Origin of the sequence: Streptomyces niger, assembly GCF_000718305.1 — a bacterium.
In the GTDB taxonomy this organism is placed as follows: Bacteria; Actinomycetota; Actinomycetes; order Streptomycetales; family Streptomycetaceae; genus Streptomyces; species Streptomyces niger.
The window spans coordinates 109,802-134,734 of record NZ_JOFQ01000017.1 but is presented as its reverse complement, the minus strand read 5'-3'; the positions used below and the strand labels follow the sequence as shown (position 1 = coordinate 134,734).

21 protein-coding genes are annotated in these 24,933 nt (G+C 71.0%); 17 read left to right on the top strand and 4 right to left on the bottom strand.

The annotated features are described in order from the left end of the window. Positions 1-31 precede the first annotated feature (31 nt). The 10 genes from pdxT to IF20_RS28000 all read left to right on the top strand — a co-directional run bounded on the left by pdxT (position 32) and on the right by IF20_RS28000 (position 11,106). The gene (gene pdxT, locus IF20_RS28045) at positions 32-649 is read left to right on the top strand and encodes a pyridoxal 5'-phosphate synthase glutaminase subunit PdxT (RefSeq protein ID WP_052868148.1); all 618 of its coding nucleotides are present in this window, start codon (positions 32-34) and stop codon (positions 647-649) included. Between the two features lie 43 nt (positions 650-692). Continuing rightward, positions 693-1,445: a YebC/PmpR family DNA-binding transcriptional regulator gene (locus IF20_RS28040; RefSeq protein ID WP_052868147.1), complete on the top strand. Its 753-nt coding sequence runs from the start codon at positions 693-695 to the stop codon at positions 1,443-1,445. 200 nt (positions 1,446-1,645) lie between these two features. Beyond that, the gene (gene ruvC, locus IF20_RS28035; protein WP_052868146.1) at positions 1,646-2,257 is read left to right on the top strand and encodes a crossover junction endodeoxyribonuclease RuvC; all 612 of its coding nucleotides are present in this window, start codon (positions 1,646-1,648) and stop codon (positions 2,255-2,257) included. Next, entirely contained in the window at positions 2,254-2,874 is a 621-nt protein-coding gene (gene ruvA, locus IF20_RS28030; RefSeq protein ID WP_052868145.1) for a Holliday junction branch migration protein RuvA, read from the top strand. The genes ruvC and ruvA overlap by 4 nt, the downstream gene beginning before the upstream one ends. A gap of 68 nt (positions 2,875-2,942) precedes the next feature. Continuing rightward, positions 2,943-4,043, top strand: coding sequence for a Holliday junction branch migration DNA helicase RuvB (ruvB, locus tag IF20_RS28025; RefSeq protein ID WP_052868144.1), 1,101 nt, complete (start codon positions 2,943-2,945; stop codon positions 4,041-4,043). A 163-nt stretch (positions 4,044-4,206) separates the two neighbouring features. Next, the gene (gene yajC / locus IF20_RS28020; protein ID WP_052868143.1) at positions 4,207-4,743 is read left to right on the top strand and encodes a preprotein translocase subunit YajC; all 537 of its coding nucleotides are present in this window, start codon (positions 4,207-4,209) and stop codon (positions 4,741-4,743) included. A gap of 151 nt (positions 4,744-4,894) precedes the next feature. Next, positions 4,895-6,634 (top strand): protein translocase subunit SecD, encoded by a 1,740-nt coding sequence (gene secD / locus IF20_RS28015; RefSeq protein ID WP_052868142.1) that lies wholly within the window; start codon positions 4,895-4,897, stop codon positions 6,632-6,634. Between the two features lies 1 nt (position 6,635). Then, positions 6,636-7,772 (top strand): protein translocase subunit SecF, encoded by a 1,137-nt coding sequence (secF, locus tag IF20_RS28010; RefSeq protein ID WP_052868141.1) that lies wholly within the window; start codon positions 6,636-6,638, stop codon positions 7,770-7,772. Beyond that, positions 7,769-8,317 carry an adenine phosphoribosyltransferase gene (locus IF20_RS28005; RefSeq protein WP_052868140.1) on the top strand — a complete coding sequence of 183 codons (549 nt, stop codon included), beginning with the start codon at positions 7,769-7,771 and terminating at the stop codon, positions 8,315-8,317. The genes secF and IF20_RS28005 overlap by 4 nt, the downstream gene beginning before the upstream one ends. A gap of 257 nt (positions 8,318-8,574) precedes the next feature. Further along, on the top strand, positions 8,575-11,106 hold the full coding sequence (locus IF20_RS28000) for a RelA/SpoT family protein (protein ID WP_052868139.1): 2,532 nt from the start codon (positions 8,575-8,577) through the stop codon (positions 11,104-11,106). An 86-nt stretch (positions 11,107-11,192) separates the two neighbouring features. Here IF20_RS28000 and IF20_RS27995 read toward each other — a convergent pair whose 3' ends face one another. Continuing rightward, on the bottom strand, positions 11,193-12,422 hold the full coding sequence (locus IF20_RS27995) for a DUF349 domain-containing protein (RefSeq protein WP_052868138.1): 1,230 nt from the start codon (positions 12,420-12,422) through the stop codon (positions 11,193-11,195). Positions 12,423-12,653: 231 nt separating this feature from the next. After that, complete coding sequence (locus tag IF20_RS27990; RefSeq protein ID WP_052868137.1) at positions 12,654-13,478, bottom strand: peptidylprolyl isomerase; 825 nt, start codon at positions 13,476-13,478, stop codon at positions 12,654-12,656. A 183-nt stretch (positions 13,479-13,661) separates the two neighbouring features. Between IF20_RS27990 and IF20_RS27985 the strand changes: the two genes are divergently transcribed. The 5 genes from IF20_RS27985 to IF20_RS27965 all read left to right on the top strand — a co-directional run bounded on the left by IF20_RS27985 (position 13,662) and on the right by IF20_RS27965 (position 20,337). After that, on the top strand, positions 13,662-14,411 hold the full coding sequence (locus IF20_RS27985; protein WP_052868136.1) for an MBL fold metallo-hydrolase: 750 nt from the start codon (positions 13,662-13,664) through the stop codon (positions 14,409-14,411). Between the two features lie 11 nt (positions 14,412-14,422). Further along, entirely contained in the window at positions 14,423-15,697 is a 1,275-nt protein-coding gene (gene hisS, locus IF20_RS27980) for a histidine--tRNA ligase (protein ID WP_052868135.1), read from the top strand. A gap of 230 nt (positions 15,698-15,927) precedes the next feature. Beyond that, the gene (locus tag IF20_RS27975; protein ID WP_052868134.1) at positions 15,928-16,575 is read left to right on the top strand and encodes a vitamin K epoxide reductase family protein; all 648 of its coding nucleotides are present in this window, start codon (positions 15,928-15,930) and stop codon (positions 16,573-16,575) included. A 58-nt stretch (positions 16,576-16,633) separates the two neighbouring features. Further along, positions 16,634-18,001, top strand: a complete 1,368-nt coding sequence (locus IF20_RS27970) for a replication-associated recombination protein A (protein ID WP_052868133.1) — start codon at positions 16,634-16,636, stop codon at positions 17,999-18,001. Between the two features lie 113 nt (positions 18,002-18,114). Further along, positions 18,115-20,337, top strand: coding sequence for an NADP-dependent isocitrate dehydrogenase (locus IF20_RS27965; RefSeq protein ID WP_052868132.1), 2,223 nt, complete (start codon positions 18,115-18,117; stop codon positions 20,335-20,337). A 131-nt stretch (positions 20,338-20,468) separates the two neighbouring features. On the opposite strand, the gene IF20_RS27960 is transcribed toward IF20_RS27965, so the two are convergent. Beyond that, positions 20,469-21,221: a DUF2470 domain-containing protein gene (locus IF20_RS27960; RefSeq protein WP_052868131.1), complete on the bottom strand. Its 753-nt coding sequence runs from the start codon at positions 21,219-21,221 to the stop codon at positions 20,469-20,471. A 188-nt stretch (positions 21,222-21,409) separates the two neighbouring features. On the opposite strand from IF20_RS27960, the gene rpsD reads away from it, so the two are divergent. After that, entirely contained in the window at positions 21,410-22,021 is a 612-nt protein-coding gene (gene rpsD / locus IF20_RS27955; RefSeq protein ID WP_052868130.1) for a 30S ribosomal protein S4, read from the top strand. Positions 22,022-22,099: 78 nt separating this feature from the next. On the opposite strand, the gene IF20_RS27950 is transcribed toward rpsD, so the two are convergent. Next, positions 22,100-24,283, bottom strand: coding sequence for an ATP-binding protein (locus IF20_RS27950; RefSeq protein ID WP_052868129.1), 2,184 nt, complete (start codon positions 24,281-24,283; stop codon positions 22,100-22,102). A 209-nt stretch (positions 24,284-24,492) separates the two neighbouring features. Between IF20_RS27950 and IF20_RS27945 the strand changes: the two genes are divergently transcribed. Next, positions 24,493-24,927: a DUF948 domain-containing protein gene (locus IF20_RS27945; RefSeq protein ID WP_234426848.1), complete on the top strand. Its 435-nt coding sequence runs from the start codon at positions 24,493-24,495 to the stop codon at positions 24,925-24,927. Positions 24,928-24,933: the final 6 nt, after the last annotated feature.

The following is a 24,933-nucleotide window of genomic DNA, read 5'->3' as shown; positions in this document are numbered from 1 at the left end:
CGAGCACGAGTGAGCGAAGCGAGGCCGGTGCATGAGTGACCGCACCCCCACCATCGGCGTGCTGGCGCTCCAGGGCGACGTTCGCGAGCACCTCACGGCGCTCGCGACCGCCGACGCCCTGGCGCGCCCGGTGCGTCGCGCCGAGGAACTGGACGACATCGACGGTCTGGTCATCCCCGGTGGCGAGTCCACGACCATGTCCAAGCTGGCGGGCGTCTTCGGCATGCTGGAGCCGCTGCGTGCGTTCATCCGCGCGGGCAAGCCGGTCTACGGCACCTGCGCGGGCATGATCATGGTCGCGGAGAAGATCCTGGACGGCCGGGAGGACCAGGAGACGTTCGGCGGCGTCGACATGATCGTGCGCCGTAACGCCTTCGGGCGGCAGAACGAGTCCTTCGAGGCGGCCGTCGAGGTCGCCGGGATCGACGGCGGACCGGTCGAGGGCGTCTTCATCCGCGCGCCCTGGGTCGAGTCGGTCGGCGCCGAGGTCGAGGTACTTGCCGAGCACGGCGGCCACACGGTGGCCGTCCGGCAGGGTAACGTCCTTGCCACGTCCTTCCATCCGGAGCTCACCGGCGACCACCGCGTCCACGCGTTCTTCGTGGACATGGTGCGCAACGCCGCGTGCGGCGATCCCGGTAGGATCTAGGGCGTTCGTTTTCAGAAATTGGTTACGCGAAGGAGACAGGCGGATGTCCGGCCACTCTAAATGGGCTACGACGAAGCACAAGAAGGCCGTGATCGATGCCAAGCGCGGCAAGCTCTTCGCGAAGCTGATCAAGAACATCGAGGTCGCGGCCCGCATGGGTGGCGTGGACGTCGAGGGCAACCCGACGCTGTACGACGCCATCCAGAAGGCGAAGAAGCAGTCGGTCCCGAACAAGAACATCGACTCCGCGGTCAAGCGCGGCGGCGGCCTGGAGGCCGGCGGCGCCGACTACGAGACGATCATGTACGAGGGTTACGGCCCGAACGGTGTCGCGGTGCTCATCGAGTGCCTCACCGACAACCGCAACCGTGCCGCCTCGGACGTGCGCGTCGCCATGACCCGTAACGGCGGCTCGATGGCCGACCCGGGCTCGGTGTCTTACCTGTTCAACCGCAAGGGCGTCGTCATCGTCCCCAAGGGCGAGCTCTCCGAGGACGACGTGCTCGCCGCGGTGCTGGACGCCGGTGCCGAGGAGGTCAACGACCTCGGTGAGTCCTTCGAGGTGCTCAGCGAGGCCACCGACGTGGTCGCGGTCCGTACCGCGCTGCAGGAGGCCGGCATCGACTACGACTCGGCCGACACCAACTTCGTCCCGACCATGCAGGTCGAGCTGGACGAGGAAGGCGCCAAGAAGATCTTCAAGCTGATCGACGCGCTGGAGGACAGCGACGACGTGCAGAACGTCTTCGCCAACTTCGACGTCTCGGACGAGGTCATGGCGAAGGTGGACGCGTAAGCGCCCACCTACGGCCACGGCGGCAGCCGACGTGACATGACGGGCCGGCAGGGAACACGCCCTGCCGGCCCGTCATGCGTTGTCAGTGCCACCCGATACTGTGCTGAGCAGGGGATCTCCGCTCCTCCGTGGTGGGGGTGGAGGGCCGAAACGGTACGGCGGCGGTGGTCACAGCGCGCCACGAGGGGAGGGGAACACCCGTGAAGGTACTGGGCGTCGACCCGGGGTTGACGCGGTGCGGTGTCGGGGTGGTCGAGGGCGTCGCCGGGCGGCCGCTGACCATGGCCGGGGTCGGCGTCGTCCGAACCCCCGCCGACGCCGACGTCGCGCACCGCCTCGTCCTCATCGAGCGCGGCATCGACGAGTGGCTCGACGCGCACCGCCCCGAGTACGTCGCCGTGGAGCGCGTCTTCAGCCAGCACAATGTGCGGACGGTGATGGGGACGGCCCAGGCCAGCGCGGTGGCGATGCTGTGCGCGGCCCGGCGCGGACTGCCCGTCGCGCTGCACACCCCCAGCGAGGTCAAGGCCGCCGTCACCGGCTCGGGCCGGGCCGACAAGGCGCAGGTCGGCGCCATGGTGACCCGGCTGCTGCGGCTCTCGGCGCCGCCGAAGCCGGCCGACGCCGCCGACGCGCTGGCGCTGGCCATCTGCCACATCTGGCGCGCCCCCGCGGTCAACCGGCTCCAGCAGGCCCAGGCGCAGGCACGGACCGCGGCGCGCCGCACCCCGGCCGCCGCGCGCCCCGCCGGGGTCTCCCGCACCCCCGCCCCCGTACGCAGCACCACCCGCATCCCGAAGGGCACGTCATGATCGCCTTCGTCTCCGGCCCGGTCGCGGCCCTCGCTCCCGATGCCGCCGTCGTCGAGGTCGGCGGTATCGGCATGGCCGTCCAGTGCACGCCCGGCACCCTGTCGGGGCTGCGCATAGGGGAGCAGACCCGGCTCGCCACCTCCCTCGTCGTACGGGAGGACAGTCTCACGCTGTACGGCTTCGCGGACGACGACGAGCGGCAGACCTTCGAACTGCTCCAGACGGCGAGCGGCGTCGGGCCGCGGCTGGCCCAGGCCATGCTCGCCGTGCACTCCCCGGACGCGCTGCGCCGCGCGGTCTCCACGGGCGACGAGAAGGCGCTCACGGCCGTGCCCGGCATCGGCAAGAAGGGCGCGCAGAAGCTGCTGCTGGAGCTGAAGGACCGCCTCGGCGAGCCGCTCGGCAGCGCCGGGCCCGCGATCGGCAGCCCGGTCACGGCCGGTTGGCGCGATCAGCTGCACGCCGCGCTGATCGGCCTCGGGTACGCCACCCGGGAGGCCGACGAGGCGGTGGGCGCGGTCGCCCCGCAGGCCGAGGCGGCTGTGGCGGAGGGCACGAAGCCGCAGGTCAGCCAGTTGCTCAAGGCAGCCCTGCAGTCCTTGAACCGGACCCGCTGACCGGGCGCCCGAGCGGGTACCCCTACGATCCGGCAGTCCATCCACCGACGACGCGAGGCAGTACGCAAGTGAACTGGGACGACAGCACCGACACCGCGGACGGAGAGGACCCCGGCCTGCCGCCGGGCGGCGCCGACCGGCTGGTGGGCGCGGACGCCGATGGTGAGGACACGGCCGTCGAGGCGGCGCTGCGCCCGAAGGACCTGGCGGAGTTCGTCGGCCAGGAGCGGGTGCGCGAGCAGCTGGACCTGGTGCTGCGGGCGGCTCGGGCGCGCGGCGCCACCGCCGACCACGTACTGCTCTCCGGTGCGCCGGGCCTCGGCAAGACCACCCTGTCGATGATCATTGCGGCGGAGATGGGCGCCCCGATCCGCATCACCTCGGGCCCCGCCATCCAGCACGCCGGCGACCTCGCCGCCATCCTCTCCTCCCTCCAGGAGGGTGAGGTGCTCTTCCTCGACGAGATCCACCGGATGTCGCGGCCCGCCGAGGAGATGCTCTACATGGCGATGGAGGACTTCCGCGTCGACGTGATCGTCGGCAAGGGCCCGGGCGCCACCGCCATCCCGCTGGAGCTGCCGCCGTTCACGCTGGTCGGAGCGACGACGCGGGCCGGCCTGCTGCCGCCGCCGCTGCGCGACCGCTTCGGATTCACCGGGCACATGGAGTTCTACGCGCCGGTCGAGCTGGAGCGGGTCATCCACCGCTCCGCCGGCCTGCTGGATGTCGACATAGAGACCGAGGGCGCCGCCGAGATCGCCGGCCGGTCCCGCGGTACGCCCCGTATCGCCAACCGCCTGCTGCGCCGCGTACGGGACTACGCCCAGGTCAAGGCGGACGGTCTGATCACCCGGGAGATCGCGGCGCAGGCCCTGGACGTGTACGAGGTGGACCAGCGCGGCCTGGATCGGCTGGACCGTGCGGTGCTCACCGCGCTGCTCAAGCTGTTCAGCGGCGGGCCGGTGGGCCTGTCGACCCTGGCGGTGGCCGTGGGGGAGGAGCGTGAGACGGTCGAGGAGGTCGCGGAGCCGTTCCTCGTGCGTGAGGGGCTGCTCGCGCGTACCCCCCGTGGCCGCATCGCCACCCCCGCCGCATGGGCGCACATGGGGCTGGTGCCGCCGCAGCAGATGACGGGCGGAAACGGACAGCAGGGGCTGTTCGGGGCGTGACGGCGCGGGGACTCGCCGGGTCAGGAACTGCGGTGCGATGCTGGGCGTTGTTCCACTGGTGCGGACTCGCTTAGACTCCGCCGATGCCGTCCGTACGGTCCGGCATACCAACCCCCGTATACCAGGCCGCACCTCCGCGGTCGTGCGAAGGAATGTCCGTCCCGTGAATATCATGACTCTCCTCCCGTTCATCGTGCTCATCGGGGCCATGTTCCTGATGACGCGCTCCGCCAAGAAGAAGCAGCAGGCGGCAGTGCAGATGCGGAACGAAATGCAGCCCGGTACGGGCATCCGCACGATCGGAGGCATGTACGCCACCGTCAAGGAGATCCACGAGGACTCCGTCCTCCTTGAGGTCGCGCCCGGCGTGCACGCGCTGTACGCGAAGAACGCCGTGGGCGCCGTGCTGCCCGACGACGAGTACAACCGCATCATCGACGGCGCCGAGAAGGGCACCGTCGTCCCGGACGACGTGTCCTCCCTGACCGGCGCCTCCACCGTCAACGCCGCGGACGACGACGCCACCGATAAGGGTGACGCCGCCGAAAAGATCGACCTGGGCAAGGAAGCTCCCGCGGAGAAGGCCGCCGAGGCCGACGCCGACGAGCCGAAGGCCGACGCGACCCCGGCGGAGGACGCCGACGCCAAGACCGCCGAGGCCAAGGACGCAAAGAAGGACGGCGGCGCCGACGCGAAGTAAGCCCGCCTCTCAGGGAACCGCGGTGTGCATCGAGTGCGGTGCACCGCGGTTCCTGGACCGTTTAGGCTCCGGCGGGGGCACGTCCCCACAACACTTCGTGGCCGTCCGGCACTGACCTGACTCGGGCGGTTGGACAGGGAGATACGAGAAGGTGGCAGCACCGAACAAGGGCCGAAGGTCGCCTGCGGCCCAGGGCAGGCCGGGGCGCGCCCTGGCCCTGATCGTGGTCGTCATCGCGGCGTTGGTCGGGGGGATGTTCTACTCCGGCACGATGACGCCGCGACTGGGCATCGACCTCGCGGGCGGTACGAGCTTCACGCTGGAAGCCCAGAACATGCCGGGCAAGCCCAACGCGATCAACGAGACCAACATGAAGACCGCCGCTGACATCATGAATCAGCGGGTCAACGGTCTCGGCGTCTCCGAGGCCGAGGTGCAGACGCAGGGCACCAACCACATCATCGTGAACATCCCCAAGGGGACGGACGCGAAGCAGGCCCGGGAGCAGATCGGTACCACCGCTCAGCTCGGGTTCCGTACGGTGCTGACGGCCGCGGCCGGTGCGAAGACGCCCACGCCGGGCTCCTCCGAGAGCCCCAAGGCGGGCAGTGGCGAGAAGGAGAAGGGCGACAGCTCCGCTTCGGCCACCCCCTCCGGCAAGTCCACCCCCCAGGGCCGGGCCGTCGGCGACGCGCTGAAGAAGGACGACACCCCCACGCCGTCCGCCTCCAAGACGCCCAGCGCTCCTCCGGCCCAGCAGCAGCCCCAGGGTGCCGGCATCCCCGCGGCGCTGCAGAAGAAGCTCGCGGCGCTGGACTGCTCCACCAAGAAGGGCCGCGCGGACGCCGCGGCACAGGCCGCCCGGGCCAAGCCCAGCGACCAGGTCGTCGCCTGCGAGAAGGACGGCTCGCGGAAGTACGCGCTCGGCCCGGTCAAGGTCGAGGGCACCGACGTGGACGACGCGAAGGCCACCTTCGACCAGCAGGGCGGCCAGGGCTGGATCGTCCAGATGAACTTCAACTCCGCGGGCGGCAAGAAGTTCGCGGACGTCACCGGCGACATCGCCACCAAGGCCCCGCCGCAGAACCAGTTCGCCATCACGCTGGACGGTCAGGTCGTCTCGGCGCCGCAGGTGAGCAGCGCCATCGCCGGCGGCAACGCCCAGATCAGCGGTGGCTTCACCCAGCAGTCCGCCGAGGACCTGGGCAACATGCTGTCCTACGGTGCGCTGCCGCTCTCCTTCAAGATCGCGGACGAGACCACCGTCACCGCGGCCCTCGGCGGCGAGCAGCTGAACGCGGGTCTGATCGCGGGCGCCATCGGCCTCGCCCTGGTCGTCATCTACCTCGTGGCCTACTACCGCGGCCTGTCGCTGGTCGCGCTGGCCAGCCTCGTGGTGTCGGCGGCCCTGACGTACACGCTCATGACGCTGCTCGGCCCCGCCATCGGGTTCGCGTTGAACCTCCCGGCCGTCTGCGGTGCGATCGTGGCGATCGGTATCACCGCCGACTCCTTCATCGTGTACTTCGAACGCATCCGGGACGAGATCCGGGAGGGCCGTACGCTGCGGCCGTCCGTCGAGCGGGCCTGGCCGCGTGCCCGGCGCACGATCCTGGTCTCGGACTTCGTGTCGTTCCTGGCCGCCGCGGTGCTGTTCATCGTCACCGTCGGCAAGGTCCAGGGCTTCGCGTTCACGCTCGGCCTGACCACCCTGCTGGACGTCGTGGTGGTGTTCTTCTTTACCAAGCCGCTGATGACGCTGCTGGCCCGGCGGAAGTTCTTCCACTCGGGACACCCCTGGTCGGGTCTGGACCCCACGCGCCTCGGCGCGAAGCCGCCGCTGCGACGCGGCCGGCGCACCTCCGCCCCCATCGAGACGAAGGAGGCGTGAGATGTCCAAGCTCGGCAACATCGGCGCCCGGCTGTACCGAGGTGAGGTCGGCTACGACTTCATCGGCAAGCGCAAGATCTGGTACGGCATCTCGATCCTGATCACCATCACGGCGATCGTGGGCCTCGCGGTGCGCGGCCTGAACATGGGCATCGAGTTCTCCGGCGGCGCGGTCTTCACCACTCCGGAGACCTCCGTCTCGGCGAGCCAGGCCCAGCACCACGCCGAGTCCGCCTCGGGCGGTCACCAGGCCGTGGTCCAGAAGCTCGGCAACGGCACTCTGCGGATCCAGATCAGCGAGCTGGACACCAAGGAGGCCCTGCCGGTCCAGGAGGAGCTGGCCAAGGACCTGAACGTCCCGGTCCAGGACGTCAACACCCAGCTGGTCGGCCCCAGCTGGGGTGAGGAGATCGCGAACAAGGCCTGGCTGGGCCTGGGGATCTTCATGGTCCTCGTGGTCATCTATCTCGCCATCGCCTTCGAGTGGCGCATGGCGCTGGCGGCCCTGATCGCGCTGATCCACGACCTGACGATCACGGTCGGCGTGTACGCGCTGGTCGGCTTCGAGGTCACGCCGGGTACGGTCATCGGTCTGCTGACGATCCTCGGTTACTCGCTGTACGACACGGTCGTGGTGTTCGACAGCCTCAAGGAGGCGTCCCGGGGCGTCACGAAGCAGTCCCGGTACACCTACGGCGAGATCGCCAACCGCTCGATCAACTCCACGCTGGTCCGGTCGATCAACACCACGGTCGTGGCGCTGCTCCCGGTGGCCGGTCTGCTCTTCGTGGGCGGCGGTTTCCTGGGCGCGGGCATGCTGAACGACATCTCGCTGGCCCTGTTCGTGGGTCTCGCGGCCGGTGCGTACAGCTCGATCTTCATCGCCACCCCGCTGGTCGCCGACTTCAAGGAGCGCGAGCCGCAGATGAAGGCGCTGGCCCGGCGGGTCCGCGCCAAGCGCTCCGCGGCCGCCGCCAAGGCCGATCCCGGTGCGGGCGAGGCCGAGGGCGCGGTGCAGGAGGGCGAGGAGCCGCAGGACGGCGCCCCGGCGGCGGCCGGCAGCTCGGCCGCCGGCCCGCGCAGCCGGCCCGCCGACCGCAGCCGCGGCCGCGGCCGTCCGTCGGGCAAGCGCCGATGAGCGCCCCCGCGGACCTGCGCGAGCTGCTGCTGAGCAAGATCGCCGACGTGCCGGACTACCCGCAGGCGGGGGTGGTGTTCAAGGACATCACCCCGCTGCTGGCCGACCCGGACGCCTTCGGGAAGCTGACCGACGCGCTGGCGGGGGTCAGCGCGGAGTTCGGTGCGACGAAGATCGTGGCGCTGGAGGCGCGCGGCTTCATCCTCGCGGCCCCGGTCGCGGTGAAGGCGGGCGTCGGCTTCGTGCCCGTACGCAAGGCCGGCAAGCTCCCCGGGGCGACCCTCGGCCAGAGCTACGCGCTGGAGTACGGGCACGCGACGATCGAGATCCAGGCCGACGCGCTGGGCCCGGGCGACCGGGTGCTGGTGATCGACGACGTCCTGGCCACCGGCGGTACGGCCGATGCCTCGCTGACCCTGATCCGCCGCTCCGGCGCCGAGGTCGCGGGCGTGGCGGTCCTGCTGGAGCTGGGCTTCCTGGACGGCCGCGAGAAGCTGGCGGTCGGGCTGGACGGCGCCCCGCTGGAGGCGCTCATCACGGTCTGAGGCCGGGTCCGTACGGGCCCGGGGAGGCGGTCGCGGGCCGCCTCGGACGCTCGAAATTCGAGCAAAGTGCACGCAAAAGGGCATCCGGCATAAATGCGGATGCCCTTTTGCTGTGTCCACAGGAGCACCGGCCCGCGGAGGAGCCGTGGCTGTAGGCATGGATACCATGGCAGCCCGGCCACTCCGTGGACCGGTGGTCCGGCACCGCTCTTTTCCGCCCGTTCGCCGGCGGGAAAGGTCCCAGCGAGGAGTTGCTCTTGCCAGACGAGGCCCAGCCGCTCTCCCCCCGCACGCCGGGGGGCAGCCCCGCCGCGCATCCGGACGCCCGGCCCGCGGGCGGCACACCGGACGCGTCGAAGAACGGCGGGAAGGCAGCACCGGCAGGGCCCGGCCCGACGGCTGCCCGGCCGGCCGCTCCGGCGGCCAAGCCCGCCGTGCCGCCCTCGGCCCCCAAGCCGCTGCCGCCCGGCCACACCGGCCAGCCCGGCGGCCGCTCCGGTTCGTCCAACCGGGTGAGGGCCCGCCTGGCCCGGCTCGGCGTGCAGCGCCAGAGCCCGTACAACCCGGTGCTGGAGCCGCTGCTGCGGATCGTGCGCAGCAACGACCCCAAGATCGAGACGGCCACGCTGCGCCAGGTGGAGCGGGCCTACCAGGTCGCCGAGCGCTGGCACCGCGGCCAGAAGCGCAAGAGCGGCGACCCGTACATCACGCATCCGCTCGCGGTCACGACGATCCTCGCCGAGCTGGGCATGGACCCGGCGACGCTGATGGCCGGGCTGCTGCACGACACCGTCGAGGACACCGAGTACGGCCTGGACACGCTCCGCCGGGACTTCGGCGACCAGGTCGCGCTGCTGGTGGACGGCGTCACCAAGCTGGACAAGGTCAAGTTCGGCGAGGCCGCGCAGGCCGAGACGGTGCGCAAGATGGTCGTGGCGATGGCCAAGGACCCCCGGGTCCTGGTGATCAAGCTCGCCGACCGGCTGCACAACATGCGCACGATGCGCTACCTCAAGCGGGAGAAGCAGGAGAAGAAGGCCCGCGAGACGCTGGAGATCTACGCCCCGCTGGCGCACCGGCTGGGCATGAACACCATCAAGTGGGAGCTGGAGGACCTCGCCTTCGCGATCCTCTACCCCAAGATGTACGACGAGATCGTGCGGCTGGTCGCCGAGCGGGCGCCCAAACGTGACGAGTACTTGGCCATAGTGACCGACGAGGTCCAGGCGGATCTGCGCTCGGCCCGGATCAAGGCCACCGTCACGGGGCGCCCGAAGCACTACTACAGCGTCTACCAGAAGATGATCGTGCGGGGGCGGGACTTCGCGGAGATCTACGACCTGGTGGGCATCCGCGTCCTCGTCGACACGGTCCGTGACTGTTACGCGGCGCTCGGCACGGTGCACGCGCGGTGGAATCCGGTCCCCGGCCGGTTCAAGGACTACATCGCGATGCCCAAGTTCAACATGTACCAGTCGCTGCACACGACGGTCATCGGGCCCAACGGCAAGCCGGTCGAGCTGCAGATCCGCACCTTCGACATGCACCGCCGCGCCGAGTACGGCATCGCCGCGCACTGGAAGTACAAGCAGGAGGCCGTGGCCGGCGCCTCCAAGGTCCGCACCGACGTGCCCAAGGGCAAGGCCGGCAAGGACGACGCGGTCAACGACATGGCGTGGCTGCGGCAGCTGCTGGACTGGCAGAAGGAGACCGAGGACCCGGGCGAGTTCCTGGAGTCGCTGCGCTTCGACCTCTCCCGCAACGAGGTCTTCGTCTTCACGCCCAAGGGCGACGTCATAGCGCTGCCGGCCGGTGCCACGCCCGTGGACTTCGCGTACGCCGTGCACACCGAGGTCGGCCACCGCACGATAGGCGCGCGCGTCAACGGCCGCCTCGTACCGCTGGAATCGACCCTCGACAACGGCGACCTGGTCGAGGTCTTCACCTCCAAGGCGCCGGGCGCCGGGCCGTCCCGCGACTGGCTGGGCTTCGTCAAGTCCCCGCGGGCCCGCAACAAGATCCGCGCGTGGTTCTCCAAGGAGCGCCGCGACGAGGCGATCGAGCAGGGCAAGGACGCCATCGCGCGGGCCATGCGCAAGCAGAACTTGCCGATCCAGCGCATCCTGACCGGCGACTCGCTCGTCACGCTCGCGCACGAGATGCGGTACCCCGACATCTCCTCGCTGTACGCGGCGATCGGCGAGGGCCACGTCACCGCGCAGTCCGTCGTGCAGAAGCTGGTGCAGGCGCTCGGCGGCCAGGACGAGGCCACCGAGGACATCGCCGAGTCCACGCCGATCCGCCGCTCCAAGCGGCGCTCCAGCGCGGACCCGGGCGTGGTCGTCAAGGGCGTCGAGGACGTCTGGGTCAAGCTCGCGCGCTGCTGCACACCGGTGCCGGGCGACCCGATCATCGGCTTCGTGACCCGCGGTTCGGGCGTCTCGGTGCACCGCGCCGACTGCGTCAACGTCGACTCGCTGTCCAAGCAGCCGGAGCGGATTCTCGACGTCGAGTGGGCGCCGACCCAGTCCTCGGTCTTCCTGGTCGCCATCCAGGTCGAGGCGCTGGACCGCTCCCGGCTCCTCTCCGACGTCACGCGGGTCCTGTCCGACCAGCATGTCAACATCCTGTCCGCGGCCGTGCAGACGTCCCGCGACCGGGTGGCCACCTCCCGCTTCACCTTCGAGATGGGCGACCCCAAGCACCTCGGGCACGTCCTGAAGGCGGTACGGGGCGTGGAGGGCGTCTACGACGTCTACCGAGTGACGTCGGCCCGGCGGCCCAACTAGCGGCCCAACTGGCCGCCGTACGCGACGAGGAGGGCCCCGGTACGGTCTCGTACCGGGGCCCTCCTCGTGCGCTCTGGGGCTCGCGCTCAGCCGCCGAACTCCTGCAGGCCCTTCTGGGCCTGGTCCAGCAGGGCCTGGCGGCCCTCCAGCTCACGGGCGAGCTTGTCGGCCTTGGCGTCGTTGCCGGCGGCCCGGGCCGTGTCGATCTGCTTCTGGAGCTTGTCGACGGCGTCCTGGAGCTGGCCGGTCAGCCCCGCGGCACGCGCCCGCGCCTCGGGGTTGGTCCGCCGCCACTCGGCCTCCTCGGCCTCCTGGATGGCGCGCTCGACCGCGTGCATCCGGCCCTCGATCTTCGGGCGGGCGTCCCGCGGCACGTGGCCGATGGCCTCCCACCGCTCGTTGATCGAACGGAACGCGGCCCGCGCGGCCTTGAGGTCCGAGACCGGGAGCAGCTTCTCGGCCTCGACGGCCAGCTCCTCCTTCTTGGTGAGGTTCTCCCGCTGCTCGGCGTCCCGCTCCGCGAAGACCTCGCTGCGGGCCTGGAAGAACACGTCCTGGGCGCCGCGGAAGCGGTTCCACAGGTCGTCCTCGTGCTCGCGCTGGGCGCGGCCCGCGGCCTTCCACTCCTGCATCAGCTCGCGGTACCGGGCGGCCGTCGGGCCCCAGTCCGTGGAGTTCGACAGCGCCTCGGCGTCCGCGACCAGCTTCTCCTTGGTCTGCCTGGCCTGTTCGCGCTGCGCGTCCAGCGACGCGAAGTGCGCCTTGCGCCGCTTGGAGAACGCCGACCGGGCGTGCGAGAAGCGGTGCCACAGCTCGTCGTCGGACTTGCGGTCCAGGCGCGGCAGCCCCTTCCAGGTGTCGACCAGCGCCCGCAGCCGCTCGCCGGCCGCCCGCCACTGCTCGCTCGCGGCCAGCTCCTCGGCCTCGGCGACCAGCTTCTCCTTGGCGTCCCTGGCCTCGTCCGCCTGCCGGGCCTTGACCGCCTTGCGCTCCTCGCGGCGGGCCTCGACCGTCTGCACGAGCCCGTCCAGGCGCTTGCGCAGGGCGTCCAGGTCACCCACCGCGTGGTGCTCGTCCACCTGCTGACGCAGGTGGTCGATGGCGGTCATGGCGTCCTTGGCCGACAGGTCGGTGGTCTTGACCCGCCGCTCGAGGAGGCCGATCTCGACGACCAGGCCCTCATACTTGCGCTCGAAGTAGGCGAGGGCCTCCTCGGGAGATCCCGCCTGCCACGATCCGACGACCTGCTCGCCGTCGGCGGTACGCACGTAAACGGTCCCCGTCTCATCGACGCGGCCCCATGGGTCGCTGCTCACAGCGCCTCCTCCACATGATGCCGGCGGGGCCACGAGGCCCCGGGCATCGTCCACAGTTTCTGTCCGGCGGGACTGCGCCCCGGCCGGTCCGACGGACTGTTCTTGCGGGTGAGGGTGGCAGCCGTCGGAGCAGGCACCCTACCCAACGCCAATCTAGGCGACCGGCGGCCCGGCTGTCCGCATCCCGTACGACCGAAATTCCGTGGTCCGGGCAAGGAAGGCCGGCGTACGTCAGGACTTCGTGATGCGGGCGCGGTCGATGACGACGGTGGCGTTCGGCGCGGTGTTCTGCGTCTGCGGATCGGTGGTGTAGCCGGCCTTGGCGATCTTCTTCAGGACGTCCATGCCCTGCGTGATCGTCCCGAACGGGGTGTAGTTCGCCGGCAGCTTGCTGTCCTGGAAGACCAGGAAGAACTGGCTGCCGCCGGTGTTCCGGGTCTTCTCGCTCCGGCCGTCGTACCGGTTGGCCATCGCGACCGTGCCGGCCGGGTAGACGCCGCCCTTGAGCCGCGGGTCCTTGAGGTTCTCGTCCGGGATGGTGTAGCCGGGGGTGCCCTGGCCGGTGCCGGTGGGGTCGCCGCACTGCAGGACGTGCAGGTCGCTGTCGACCAGGCGGTGGCACGGGCTGTGGTCGAAGTAGCCCTGCCGGGTCAGGAAGTCGAAGGAGTTGACCGTGTGCGGGGCCTTCTCCGCGTCCAGCTTCAGGGAGATGTCGCCGCAGGTGGTGGCGAGCTTCGCGGTGTACGACGCGGAGCCGTCCACCGTCAGCTTCGGCTCCTTCTTCCACTGCTTCTTCGACGGCTCGCCCTTGGCGGGCGCGGCGCACGGGTCCTTCGGCCGGTCGGCGGCCGACGCCTTCGCGTCATTCTTGTTGTCCGCGCCGACCAGTCCCGCCGTCGCGTACGCCGTCGCGCCCGCGGCCACCACCACCGCGAGCACCGACGCGATGATCACGTTGCGCCGCTTGGTCTTCTGCCGGGTCTCGGCCCGGCGCCGGGCCTGACGCTCGTACTTCTGGCGCGCGAGCTGCTTGCGCCGCTGCTCCCCCTTGACCACCGGGCCGTCTCCTTGGTCTGTGTGCTCTGCCGTGGCCGTACCGTATACGGGTTCGCACCTGCGGGAGTCCCGCCGGTAGGCTCTGAACAGCAGAGATCTTGCAGCATGTTTCTGTGAGATCCGCCAGGGCCGCCTGCCGGGGCCCGCCAGGATCATCCGTCGCCGGACGATAGAAGGACGAACGTGCTGATTGCCGGGTTCCCCGCCGGGGCCTGGGGCACCAATTGCTACTTGGTCGCCCCCGCCGCGGGTGAGGAGTGCGTGATCATCGATCCGGGCCACCAGGCCACCCAAGGGGTCGAGGAAGCGGTGAGGAAGCATCGCCTCAAGCCCGTCGCCGTCGTCCTCACCCACGGCCACATCGACCACGTCGCCTCGGTCGTCCCCGTCTGCGGCGCGCACGACGTCCCCGCCTGGATCCACCCCGAGGACCGCTACATGATGAGCGATCCGGAGAAGGCGCTGGGCCGCTCCATCGGACAGCAGCTGATGGGCGAGCTGACCGTGGGCGAGCCGGACGACGTCAAGGAGCTGGCGGACGGCGGCACGCTGTCGCTCGCCGGGATGGAGTTCTCCGTCGCGCACGCGCCGGGCCATACCAAGGGGTCGGTGACGTTCGGGATGCCGGAGCAGGCGGACATCCCGCCGGTCTTCTTCTCGGGCGACCTGCTCTTCGCCGGCTCCATCGGACGCACCGACCTGCCCGGCGGCGACCACGCCGAGATCCTCCGGTCGCTGGAGCGCGTATGCCTCCCGCTGGACGACTCGACCGTGGTGCTGTCAGGACACGGCCCCCAGACCACCATCGGCCAGGAGCGCGCCACCAACCCCTTCCTGCGGGCTGTGTCTTCTGGGGGACACCCCCAGACCCCCGAGGCCGCCGGCCGACTTGGAGACGGGACCCAGAGCCCGGCTCCGCGACGAGGAATGTGACGAAAGCTTCCGTGAGCACCTTCAAGGCCCCCAAGGGCACCTACGACCTGATCCCGCCGCAGTCCGCGACCTACCTGGCGGTCCGCGACGCGATCTCCGGACCCCTCAAGCGCTCCGGCTACGGCTACATCGAGACCCCCGGCTTCGAGAACGTCGAGCTGTTCGCGCGGGGCGTCGGCGAGTCCACCGACATCGTCACCAAGGAGATGTACGCCTTCGAGACCAAGGGCGGCGACAAGCTCGCGCTGCGCCCCGAGGGCACCGCATCCGTGCTGCGCGCCGCGCTGGAGGCCAACCTCCACAAGGCCGGCAACCTCCCGGTCAAGCTCTGGTACTCCGGCTCGTACTACCGCTACGAGCGCCCGCAGAAGGGCCGCTACCGGCACTTCTCGCAGGTCGGCGCCGAGGCCATCGGGGCCGAGGACCCGGCGCTGGACGCCGAGCTGATCATTCTGGCGAACGACGCGTACCGCTCGCTGGGCCTGCGCAACTTCCGCATCCTGCTGAACAGCCTCGGCGACAAGGAGTGCCGCCCCGCCTACCGGGCCGCGCTGCAGGACTTCCTGCGCGCCCTGGACCTGGACGAGGACACCCGCCGCCGGATCGAGATCAACCCGCTGCGGGTGCTCGACGACAAGCGCGCGGACGTACAGAAGCAGCTGGTCGGCGCCCCGCTGCTGCGCGACCACCTCTGCGAGAACTGCAAGGCGTACCACGAGCAGGTGCGCGAGCTGCTGACCGCGGCGGGCGTGGCCTACGAGGACGACCCCAAGCTGGTGCGAGGGCTGGACTACTACACCCGCACCACCTTCGAGTTCGTCCACGACGGGCTCGGCTCGCAGTCCGCGGTGGGCGGCGGCGGCCGGTACGACGGCCTGTCCGAGATGATCGGCGGCCCCGCGCTGCCGTCCGTCGGCTGGGCGCTGGGCGTGGACCGCACGGTCCTGGCGCTGGAGGCCGAGGGCGTGGAGCTGGAGATCCCGGCCAGCACCGCCGTCTTCGCGGTGCCGCTGGGCGAGGAGGCCCGCCGGGTGCTCTTCGGCACGGTCACCGAGCTGCGCAGGGCCGGTCTCGCGACCGACTTCGCGTACGGCGGCAAGGGCCTGAAGAACGCGATGAAGTCCGCGAACCGCTCGGGCGCGCGCCTCGCGATCGTCGCGGGCGAGCGGGACCTCGCCGAGGGCGTCGTCCAGCTCAAGGACCTGGAGAGCGGCGAGCAGTCGCCGATCGCGCTGGACAAGGTCGTCGAGGAGGTCCGGCGCAAGCTGGCCCCTCTTTGCGGCTAAGCCGCCGCCGCTCTCGCGGACCTGGTTGCTCGCCGTGGGGGTGCGCCAATTGATGGTTGATGCAGCGTGACAATGAAGGGCCCGGGAGGGAAACCGGGCCCTTCGTCGTACGAGAACACTTGTCGGGTGCGGGTGGCTTTATCTCGGCTCAACGCCCCTCGGTGGGACCCTTGCGGCACAATGTGAGGCCCACCGGGCCGACTGGCCATCCTGATCGACGGAACGGCGATATGACGACGACTACGCTTGATGACGTGTCCACCGACCACGCCTCCGACGGCGCCGGCGACCGCACCATCGGCGCGGGCCGTCCGTTCGCCCTCCTGCTCGTGATCACCGGCGCGCTCGGCCTCCTCGCGTCCTGGATCATCACGCTCGACGAGCACGAGCTGCTGAAGGACCCGAACTTCAAGCCGGCCTGCAGCATCAACCCGATCATCTCCTGCGGCAGCGTCATGAAGAGCGCCCAGGCCACCGTCTTCGGCTTCCCGAACCCGATGGCCGGGCTGGTCTGCTTCGGCGTGGTGGTCGCCATCGGCATGGCGGTGCTCGCCCGGGCCCGCTTCCGCGCCTGGTACTGGATCGGCCTGAACATCGGCACGCTGCTCGGCACGGTCTTCTGCATGTGGCTGATGTCCCAGACCCTGTACGTCATCAACGCGCTGTGCCTGTGGTGCACGCTGACGTGGATCATCACGATCCTGATGTTCTGGTACACCACCGTGCACAACATCAAGCACGGCATCATCAAGGTGCCCGCGGGCCTGCGGAACGCGGTCCTGGAGTTCCACTGGGTCGTCCCGGTGCTCTGGTACGGCGTGATCGCGGTGCTCATCCTGACCAAGTGGTGGACGCAGTACTGGAGCACGCTGCTCTGAGGCGCCTTCCGATCGGGCGCCCGGACGCGTTGTCAGTGCTGTGAATTAAGGTCGAAGCGTGGAGCCCGACCTGTTCACCGCCGCCGCCGAAGACCGCCAGGAGAAGGACCCCGCGGGGTCCCCGCTCGCCGTACGGATGCGCCCGCGCACCCTGGACGAGGTGGTCGGCCAGCAGCATCTGCTCAAGCCCGGATCGCCGCTGCGGCGGCTGGTCGGCGAGGGGGAGAGCGGCCCGGCCGGGCCGTCCTCGGTGTTCCTGTGGGGCCCGCCCGGCATCGGCAAGACCACCCTCGCGTACGTCGTCAGCCAGGCGACCAACAAGCGCTTCGTGGAGCTCTCCGCCATCACCGCGGGGGTGAAGGAGGTGCGGTCCGTCATCGACGGCGCCCGCCGCGCCTCCGGGGGATACGGGAAAGAGACCGTCCTCTTCCTGGACGAGATCCACCGCTTCAGCAAGGCCCAGCAGGACTCCCTGCTCCCGGCGGTGGAGAACCGCTGGGTGACCCTGATCGCGGCGACCACGGAGAACCCGTACTTCTCGGTGATCTCCCCGCTGCTCTCCCGCTCGCTGCTGCTGACGCTGGAGCCGCTCACCGACGACGACCTGCGCGGCCTGCTGCGGCGCGCGCTGACCGACGCGCGGGGGCTGGCGGGCGCGGTGACGCTGCCCGAGGACACCGAGAAGCACCTGCTGCGGATCGCGGGCGGCGACGCGCGCCGGGCGCTGACGGCCCTGGAGGCCGGCGCCGGGTCCGCGATCTCCAAGGGCGAGAAGGAGATCTCCCTCCAGACGCTGGAGGAGTCCGTGGACCGGGCCGCGGTGAAGTACGACCGGGCCGGTGACCAGCACTACGACGTGGCCAGCGCGCTGATCAAGTCCATCCGCGGCTCGGACGTGGACGCGGCGCTGCACTATCTGGCGCGCATGATCGAGGCGGGCGAGGACCCGCGGTTCATCGCCCGGCGGCTGATGATCTCCGCGAGCGAGGACATCGGGCTGGCCGACCCCTCCGCGCTGCAGACGGCGGTGGCCGCCGCGCAGGCCGTCGCGATGATCGGCTTTCCCGAGGCCCGGATCACGCTCAGCCAGGCGACGATCGCGCTGGCCCTCGCGCCCAAGTCCAATGCCGCGTACCTGGCCATCGACGCGGCGCTCGCGGACGTCCGCGCGGGCCTGGCAGGCCCGGTACCGACGCATCTGCGCGACTCGCACTACAAGGGCGCGGAGAAGCTCGGCCACGGCAAGGGCTACCAGTACCCGCACGACCTGCCCGGCGGCATCGCGGCCCAGCAGTACGCGCCGGACGAGGTGCACGGCAAGCGGTACTACGCCCCCACGCGCTACGGCTCCGAGGCGCGGTACTACGACGTGGTGGAGCGGGTGCGCGGCCGGCTGGCGGGGGAGGCGGGCACGTCGGGGGAGTGAGCGGTGTACGGAAGGCGGCGTTCCGTCGCCGCGCGGCAGGGCCCTGTCGAACGGGGGCCCGCCACGAGATATCTTGATGTCGAGCAATGTTGCAGACGTGGAGCGGAGCACCGGTGACTGACTCGACCATCATCTATACGCACACCGACGAGGCCCCGGCCCTGGCGACGTATTCCTTCATGCCGGTGATCGAGGCCTACGCCTCGACGGCCGGTGTCGCCGTGGAGAGCCGTGACATCTCGCTGGCGGGCCGGATCATCGCCAGCTTCCCCGAGCGTCTTCGGGAGGACCAGCGCATCGACGACGCGCTGGCCGAGCTCGGCGAGCTGGCGAAGACGCCCGAGGCGAACATCATCAAGCTGCCGAACATCTCGGCCTCGATCCCGCAGCTCAAGGCCGCGATCGCCGAGCTGCAGGAGCAGGGCTACGCACTCCCGGACTACCCGGACGACCCGAAGACCGACGAGGAGCGCGACATCCGCGCCCGCTACGACAAGGTCAAGGGCTCGGCCGTCAACCCGGTCCTGCGCGAGGGCAACTCCGACCGCCGCGCCCCCGCGTCGGTCAAGAACTACGCCAAGGCCAACCCGCACCGCATGGGTGCCTGGAGCGCCGACTCCAAGACGAATGTCGCGCACATGACCGGCGACGACTTCCGCTCCACCGAGAAGTCGGTCGTCATCGCCGAGGACGGCGCGCTGAAGATCGAGCTGGTCGGTGACGACGGCTCCACCACCGTGCTGCGCGAGTCGGTACCGGTCCTGGCCGGCGAGGTCGTGGACGCCTCCGTCATGCGCGTCGGCGCGCTGCGCGAGTTCCTCAAGGAGCAGGTCGCCCACGCCAAGGCTGAGGGCGTGCTGTTCTCGGTGCACCTCAAGGCCACGATGATGAAGGTCTCCGACCCGATCATCTTCGGTCACGTGGTGCGCGCCTTCTTCCCGAAGACCTTCGCGAAGTACGCCGACGTGCTCGCCGGCGCGGGCCTGACCCCGAACGACGGTCTCGGCGGCATCTGGAAGGGCCTGGAGGCCCTGCCCCAGGGCGAGGAGATCAAGGCCTCCTTCGACGCCGAGCTCGCCGAGGGCCCGGACCTGGCGATGGTCGACTCGCACCGCGGCATCACCAACCTGCACGTCCCCAGCGACGTCATCGTCGACGCCTCCATGCCGGCGATGATCCGCACCTCGGGCCACATGTGGAACAAGGACGACCAGGAGCAGGACGCCCTGGCCGTCATCCCGGACAGCAGCTACGCCGGCATCTACCAGGCCGTCATCGACGACTGCAAGGCCAACGGCGCGTACGACCCGTCCACCATGGGCTCGGTGCCCAACGTCGGCCTGATGGCGCAGAAGGCCGAGGAGTACGGCAGCCACGACAAGACCTTCGAGGTGCCCGCCACCGGCACCGTGCGGGTCGTCGACTCCAACGGCACCGCGCTGCTGGAGCAGACGGTCAGCGCCGGCGACATCTTCCGCGCCTGCCAGACCAAGGACATCCCGATCCGCGACTGGGTGAAGCTGGCCGTCACCCGCGCCCGCGCCACCGGCGACCCGGCCGTGTTCTGGCTGGACGAGGGCCGTGCGCACGACGCGAACCTGATCGCCAAGGTCAAGCAGTACCTCCCCGAGCACGACACCGAGGGCCTGCAGATCGAGATCATGTCCCCGGTCGAGGCGACGAAGTTCTCGGTGGAGCGCATCCGCCGCGGTGAGAACACCATCTCGGTGACCGGCAACGTGCTGCGTGACTACCTCACCGACCTGTTCCCGATCCTGGAGCTGGGCACCAGCGCCAAGATGCTCTCGGTCGTACCGCTGATCAACGGCGGCGGTCTCTTCGAGACCGGCGCCGGCGGCTCCGCGCCCAAGCACGTCCAGCAGCTGGTCAAGGAGAACTACCTGCGCTGGGACAGCCTGGGTGAGTTCCTCGCGCTCGCGGTGAGCTTCGAGCACCTCGCGCAGAAGACGGGCAACGCGCGTGCCCAGATCCTCGCCGACACCCTCGACCGCGCCACCGGCACGTTCCTGGCCGAGAACAAGTCGCCCAGCCGCAAGCTCGGCGGCATCGACAACCGCGGCAGCCACTTCTACCTGGCCCTGTACTGGGCCCAGGAGCTGGCCAAGCAGACCGAGGACGCCAAGCTGGCCGAGGCGTTCGCGGAGCTGGCCAAGACGCTGGCCGAGCAGGAGCAGACGATCGTCGACGAGCTGATCGCCGTCCAGGGCAAGCCGGCCGACATCGGCGGCTACTACCAGCCCGACTCGGCGAAGGCCGCGGCCGTCATGCGCCCGTCCGCGACGCTGAACAAGGCCCTCGCCGCGCTCAGCGCCTGACGCGCCCCGGCCCCGTCGCCGTACGCGAACCGCCCCTCCCGGCTCCGTGCCGGGAGGGGCGGTCCCTTTCTGCGGGAGGCGGCGCCGCGCGGACGCGATGACCGGGACGGCGCCGTTGCCGTCGCGGGCGCTCACGCCGCGGCGTCGAAGAGGTGGTGCATCGCCCGCCGGAGCCCCATCAGGTCCCGCACGGGCGTGGGGAAGTCGAAGCGGGCGTCGAAGGTCTGCGTCTCGGGGTCCGAGAAGCGCACCCGCAGACCGAAGCGGTCCAGCGCCACGGGGACGACGGAGCCGCGCGCCGCGCAGATCTGCCCGGCCCGGTCGCCGAGCAGCCCGCACAGGTCGCGTACCTGCTCGCCGTGGGCGGTGTGCAGGTGCTGCAGGAGCTCGGCCTCGTGGCCCGCCACGGGGTCCGGGGCGGCCTGCGCGAACTCCTCCGGCTCGACGGAGGCGGCGCCCCACAGGTCGTCCACGGTGGCCTCGCCGACCTCCAGGCGCAGCATCATCCAGGGGGCGCGCTGCACGGCGCCCGGGGACGGGTCGGGGCGCAGTGCCTCGCCGATGCCCAGCAGCTCCCCGACGGGGTGCCGCTCGGCGAGCAGCCGGGCGGCGTGGGCCCGGTCCTCGCCGCGTACGGGGGTGAGCCAGCCGGCGATCCAGGCCCGGCCGCGGATGCGGTGGGGCACCGAAACGGGTGCGACGTCCGTGAGTTCCATCACGGCGGTGACGTCGTCGTCCTGCGCGTGAGCTGCGGCGCGAGCGGCTGCCGAGTCCCCAGGAACCAGCAACAGCACGTCTCCTGAGCCGTCGACCGTTCTGCAGGCGGGCGCGGCGAAGCCGGTGTCGTCGGGATCGTGGACTCCGGGAATGGTCAGGGACGCCATAGCATGGGAATCCACGAGGGTTCGCACACGCTCGGCGGCGGTGGGCTGCTGGGCGTCTTCCGTGGGACGCGGCTGACCCGCCTCTGTGCTCTGGTCTGCACTGGGCAGGGGGTTCCCAGGTCGAAACATGCGGTCTCCTCGCGCTGCTAAGGTAAGCCTCACCTAACTTACATGGAGGTCCGTTCCACGTGAACCAGTCGCGTCCCAAGGTCAAGAAGTCCCGCGCGCTCGGCATCGCCCTGACGCCGAAGGCCGTCAAGTACTTCGAGGCCCGTCCCTACCCGCCCGGCGAGCACGGCCGTGGCCGCAAGCAGAACAGTGACTACAAGGTCCGCCTGCTGGAGAAGCAGCGTCTGCGTGCGCAGTACGACATCAGCGAGCGCCAGATGGTGCGCGCCTACGACCGCGCTCGGAAGGTCGACAGCAAGACAGGCGAAGCGCTGATCATCGAGCTTGAGCGCCGTCTGGACGCGCTCGTCCTGCGTTCGGGTCTCGCCCGGACGATCTACCAGGCCCGCCAGATGGTGGTCCACGGCCACATCTCGGTGAACGACCGCAAGGTCGACAAGCCGTCCTTCCGCGTCCGCCCCGGCGACGTGGTGATGGTCCGCGAGCGCAGCCGCGAGAAGCACCCCTTCCAGGTCGCCCGCGAGGGTGGCTACGCGGGTGAGGGCGAGACCCCGCGCTACCTGGAGGTCAACCTCCAGGCGCTGGCGTTCCGCCTGGACCGGGACCCCAACCGCAAGGAGATCCCGGTCATCTGCGACGAGCAGCTGGTCGTCGAGTACTACGCCCGCTGAGCGAGCCCGGTGCTCCGCGCGCCGGGCGACTCGCCCGGCAGCGCACGGCTCGCGCGCCGCACTCCGGCGCGCACCGCGTCAGCCCGCCGTCTCCCCGCCGTTCGTGGCCGGGGAAACGGCGGGCTCGCCCGTTTCCGGGGCCCGCTCGCCCGCGGCGGAGCCACGCGGCCGCGGCAGGCCGCCCAGCACCCGCCGCACGGCCGCGTCCAGGCCCAGCGCCTCGCCCCGCCGCACGGCCGCCGCGTACCCCGCGTCACCCAGCTCCGCACGCGCCAGCCGCTCGCACAGCTCGTGCGGCCGGTTGAAGCTGCGCGAGCCGAACAGCTGCGGCCCGACCGACGGCCAGATCCGCGCCGCGACGCCCTGCAGCACCGCCGCCTCCGCCGCGTCCCCCTCGTCCGCCGTGACCAGTGCCAGCAGCTCCACCGCCAGGACCGCGCCCAGCAGGTCGTGGAAGGCGTGGTCGATCGCCAGGCACTCGGTCAGCAGCCGGCGGGCGCCCGCCAGGTCCCGCCGCGTCCAGGCCGCATAGGCCAGCACGTACAGCGCGTACGCCCGTGCCCAGCGCTCACCGTGCTCCGCGCACACCTCCCGCACCTCGGCGCACAGCTCCTCCGCCGCCGCCAGGTCCCCGCCGAACGCCACCGCCATCGCCAGCTCGACCTGCGCCATCAGCACGTTGCTGTTCAGCTCGCCGACCTCCCGGTAGGCGGCCAGCGCGGCCCGCAGCAGCGTCTCGGCGCGCGGCATGTCGTCGCCGGTCAGCGCCAGGCAGCCCAGCCTGTGCTGCGCGTAGGCGGCGGCCCGCGCGTTCCCCGCGTACCGCGCCTCCGACCAGCACTGCTCCAGGACGCGCCGGGCCCTGGCCGGATCACCCTGGAGGACCGCGACGTAGCCGGTCACCCACAGCGCCTTCAGCCGCGCGTCGTGGTGGTCGGCGGGCAGCGCCAGGGACCGCTCCAGCCAGTGCCGCCCCTCCGAGAGCCGGCCGCAGCCCACCCAGAAGAACCACAGCGTCCCCGCCAGGAACTGCCCCAGGTACGCCTCCTCCGGCACCTCCAGGCTGTGCTCCAGCGCCAGCCGTACGTTGGGCAGCTCCACGTCGATCCGCGTCGCCACCTCGTCCTGCCGGGGCCCGAACCAGTCCAGCTCGCACCAGGTGGCCAGGCCCACGTACCAGTCGCGGTGGCGGCGCCGCAGCCGCTCGGTGTCGCCCAGCGCCGCCAGCCAGTCGGCGCCGTAGGCCCGTACGGTGTCCAGCAGCCGGTACCGCACCCCGGCCCGGGTCTCCTCGCGGACCACCACCGACTGCCCGACGAGCTCGGACACCACGTCCATCAGGTCCTCGGCCGGCAGGTCGGGCCCCGAGCACACGTACTCGACCGCCGCCAGGTCGAACTGCCCGCCGAACACCGACAGCCGCGCCCAGAGCAGCCGCTCCGCCGGCGTGCACAGCTCATGGCTCCAGCCGATGGCCGTGCGCAGCGTCTGATGGCGGGGGAGGGCGAGCCGGTCGGCCCCGGTCAGCAGCCGGAAGCGGTCGTCCAGGCGGTCCACCACCTGCTGGACGGAGAGCACCCGCAGCCGGCCGGCGGCCAGCTCCAGGGCCAGCGGGATGCCGTCGAGCCGGTGGCACAGCTCGGCCACCGCGGCACTGTTCGAGTCGTCCACGGTGAAGCCGGCGACCACGCAGCCCGCCCGGTCGGCGAACAGCTCCCCGGCGTCCGCGTCGGGCAGCGGCAGCAGCGGCTGGTTGTGCTCCCCGGGCAGGCCCAGCGGGCGCCGCCCCGCCGCCAGCACCCGGAGCTCAGGGGCCCGCCGCAGCAGCCGCGCCACCAGCGGGGCGCACGCGTCCACCAGGTGCTCGTAGCCGTCCAGGATCAGCAGCAGCTCGCAGTCGGCGAGGTCGTTGCAGAGCGCGTCCCGCGTCGGCCGGCCGCTGTGGTCGGCCAGCTCCAGCGCCTCCGCCACGGCGTGGTCCAGCAGGTGCGGCTCCCGCACGTCGGACAGCTCGACCAGCCACACGCCGTCGCGGAAGCGGTCCCGCAGCGCCCGGCCGGCCTGCGTGGCGAGCCGCGTCTTGCCGACCCCGCCCATGCCCGTGAGCGTCACCAGCCGCGCCTCCGCCACCCCCGCGGTCAGGGCGGCCAGTTCGTCCGCGCGTCCGACGAACCGGTTCAGTTCCGCGGGCAGATTTCCCGGGTGCGGTGGTCGGCTGCGGTGGTCTCGGAAGGCGGGATCCGGTCCCCGGGAGCGTCGCATGGCACACGGAGCGTACTCGGCACTGTGCGGACCGTACAATCGCGCCGCGGTGCTGCCGGTACGCGGTCGCTGCCGCGTGGCGAACCCTCGGGACCGGCCGTGGCACACGGGAACACGGTGCGGACGGGGAGCCCCGGCGCGATAGGGTCGACACCTGCCGATCGAGCAGGACGAGACAAGCAGAGAACCAGTCGGAAAGTGGTGTGCGCGTGTCCGGTGGAGAGGTGGCCGGGATCCTCGTGGCCGTCTTCTGGGCGATCCTCGTGTCGTTCCTCGCCCTCGTGCTGGTGAGGCTCGCACAGACGCTGAAGGCGACGACGAAGATGGTCTCCGAGGTGTCCGAGAAGGCCGTGCCGCTGCTCGCCGACGCGTCCGAGACGGTCCGCTCCGCGCACACCCAGCTCGCGCGCGTCGATGCGATCACCTCCGACGTGCAAGAGGTCACGGCCAACGCCTCCGCGCTCTCCTCGACCGTCTCCTCCGCCTTCGGCGGACCGCTGGTCAAGGTCGCGGCGTTCGGCTACGGCGTCCGCCGCGCGATCGGCCGGAAGGGCGCGCCCGCGCCCGAGCCCCCCGTCGTCGTCGGCCGCACCCTGCCCGCCGCCCGCCGCAACGGGCGCCGCAACCGCCGTACCAAGGACTGATCACCG

Coding starts and splice junctions, on each gene's coding strand:
- IF20_RS27950 (WP_052868129.1), bottom strand. CDS start 24,283: ATGCGACGCTCCCGGGGACCGGATCCCGCCTTCCGAGACCACCGCAGC.
- IF20_RS28005 (WP_052868140.1), top strand. CDS start 7,769: ATGAGCGCCCCCGCGGACCTGCGCGAGCTGCTGCTGAGCAAGATCGCC.
- IF20_RS28040 (WP_052868147.1), top strand. CDS start 693: ATGTCCGGCCACTCTAAATGGGCTACGACGAAGCACAAGAAGGCCGTG.
- pdxT (WP_052868148.1), top strand. CDS start 32: ATGAGTGACCGCACCCCCACCATCGGCGTGCTGGCGCTCCAGGGCGAC.
- IF20_RS27960 (WP_052868131.1), bottom strand. CDS start 21,221: ATGGCGTCCCTGACCATTCCCGGAGTCCACGATCCCGACGACACCGGC.
- ruvA (WP_052868145.1), top strand. CDS start 2,254: ATGATCGCCTTCGTCTCCGGCCCGGTCGCGGCCCTCGCTCCCGATGCC.
- IF20_RS27975 (WP_052868134.1), top strand. CDS start 15,928: ATGACGACGACTACGCTTGATGACGTGTCCACCGACCACGCCTCCGAC.
- secF (WP_052868141.1), top strand. CDS start 6,636: ATGTCCAAGCTCGGCAACATCGGCGCCCGGCTGTACCGAGGTGAGGTC.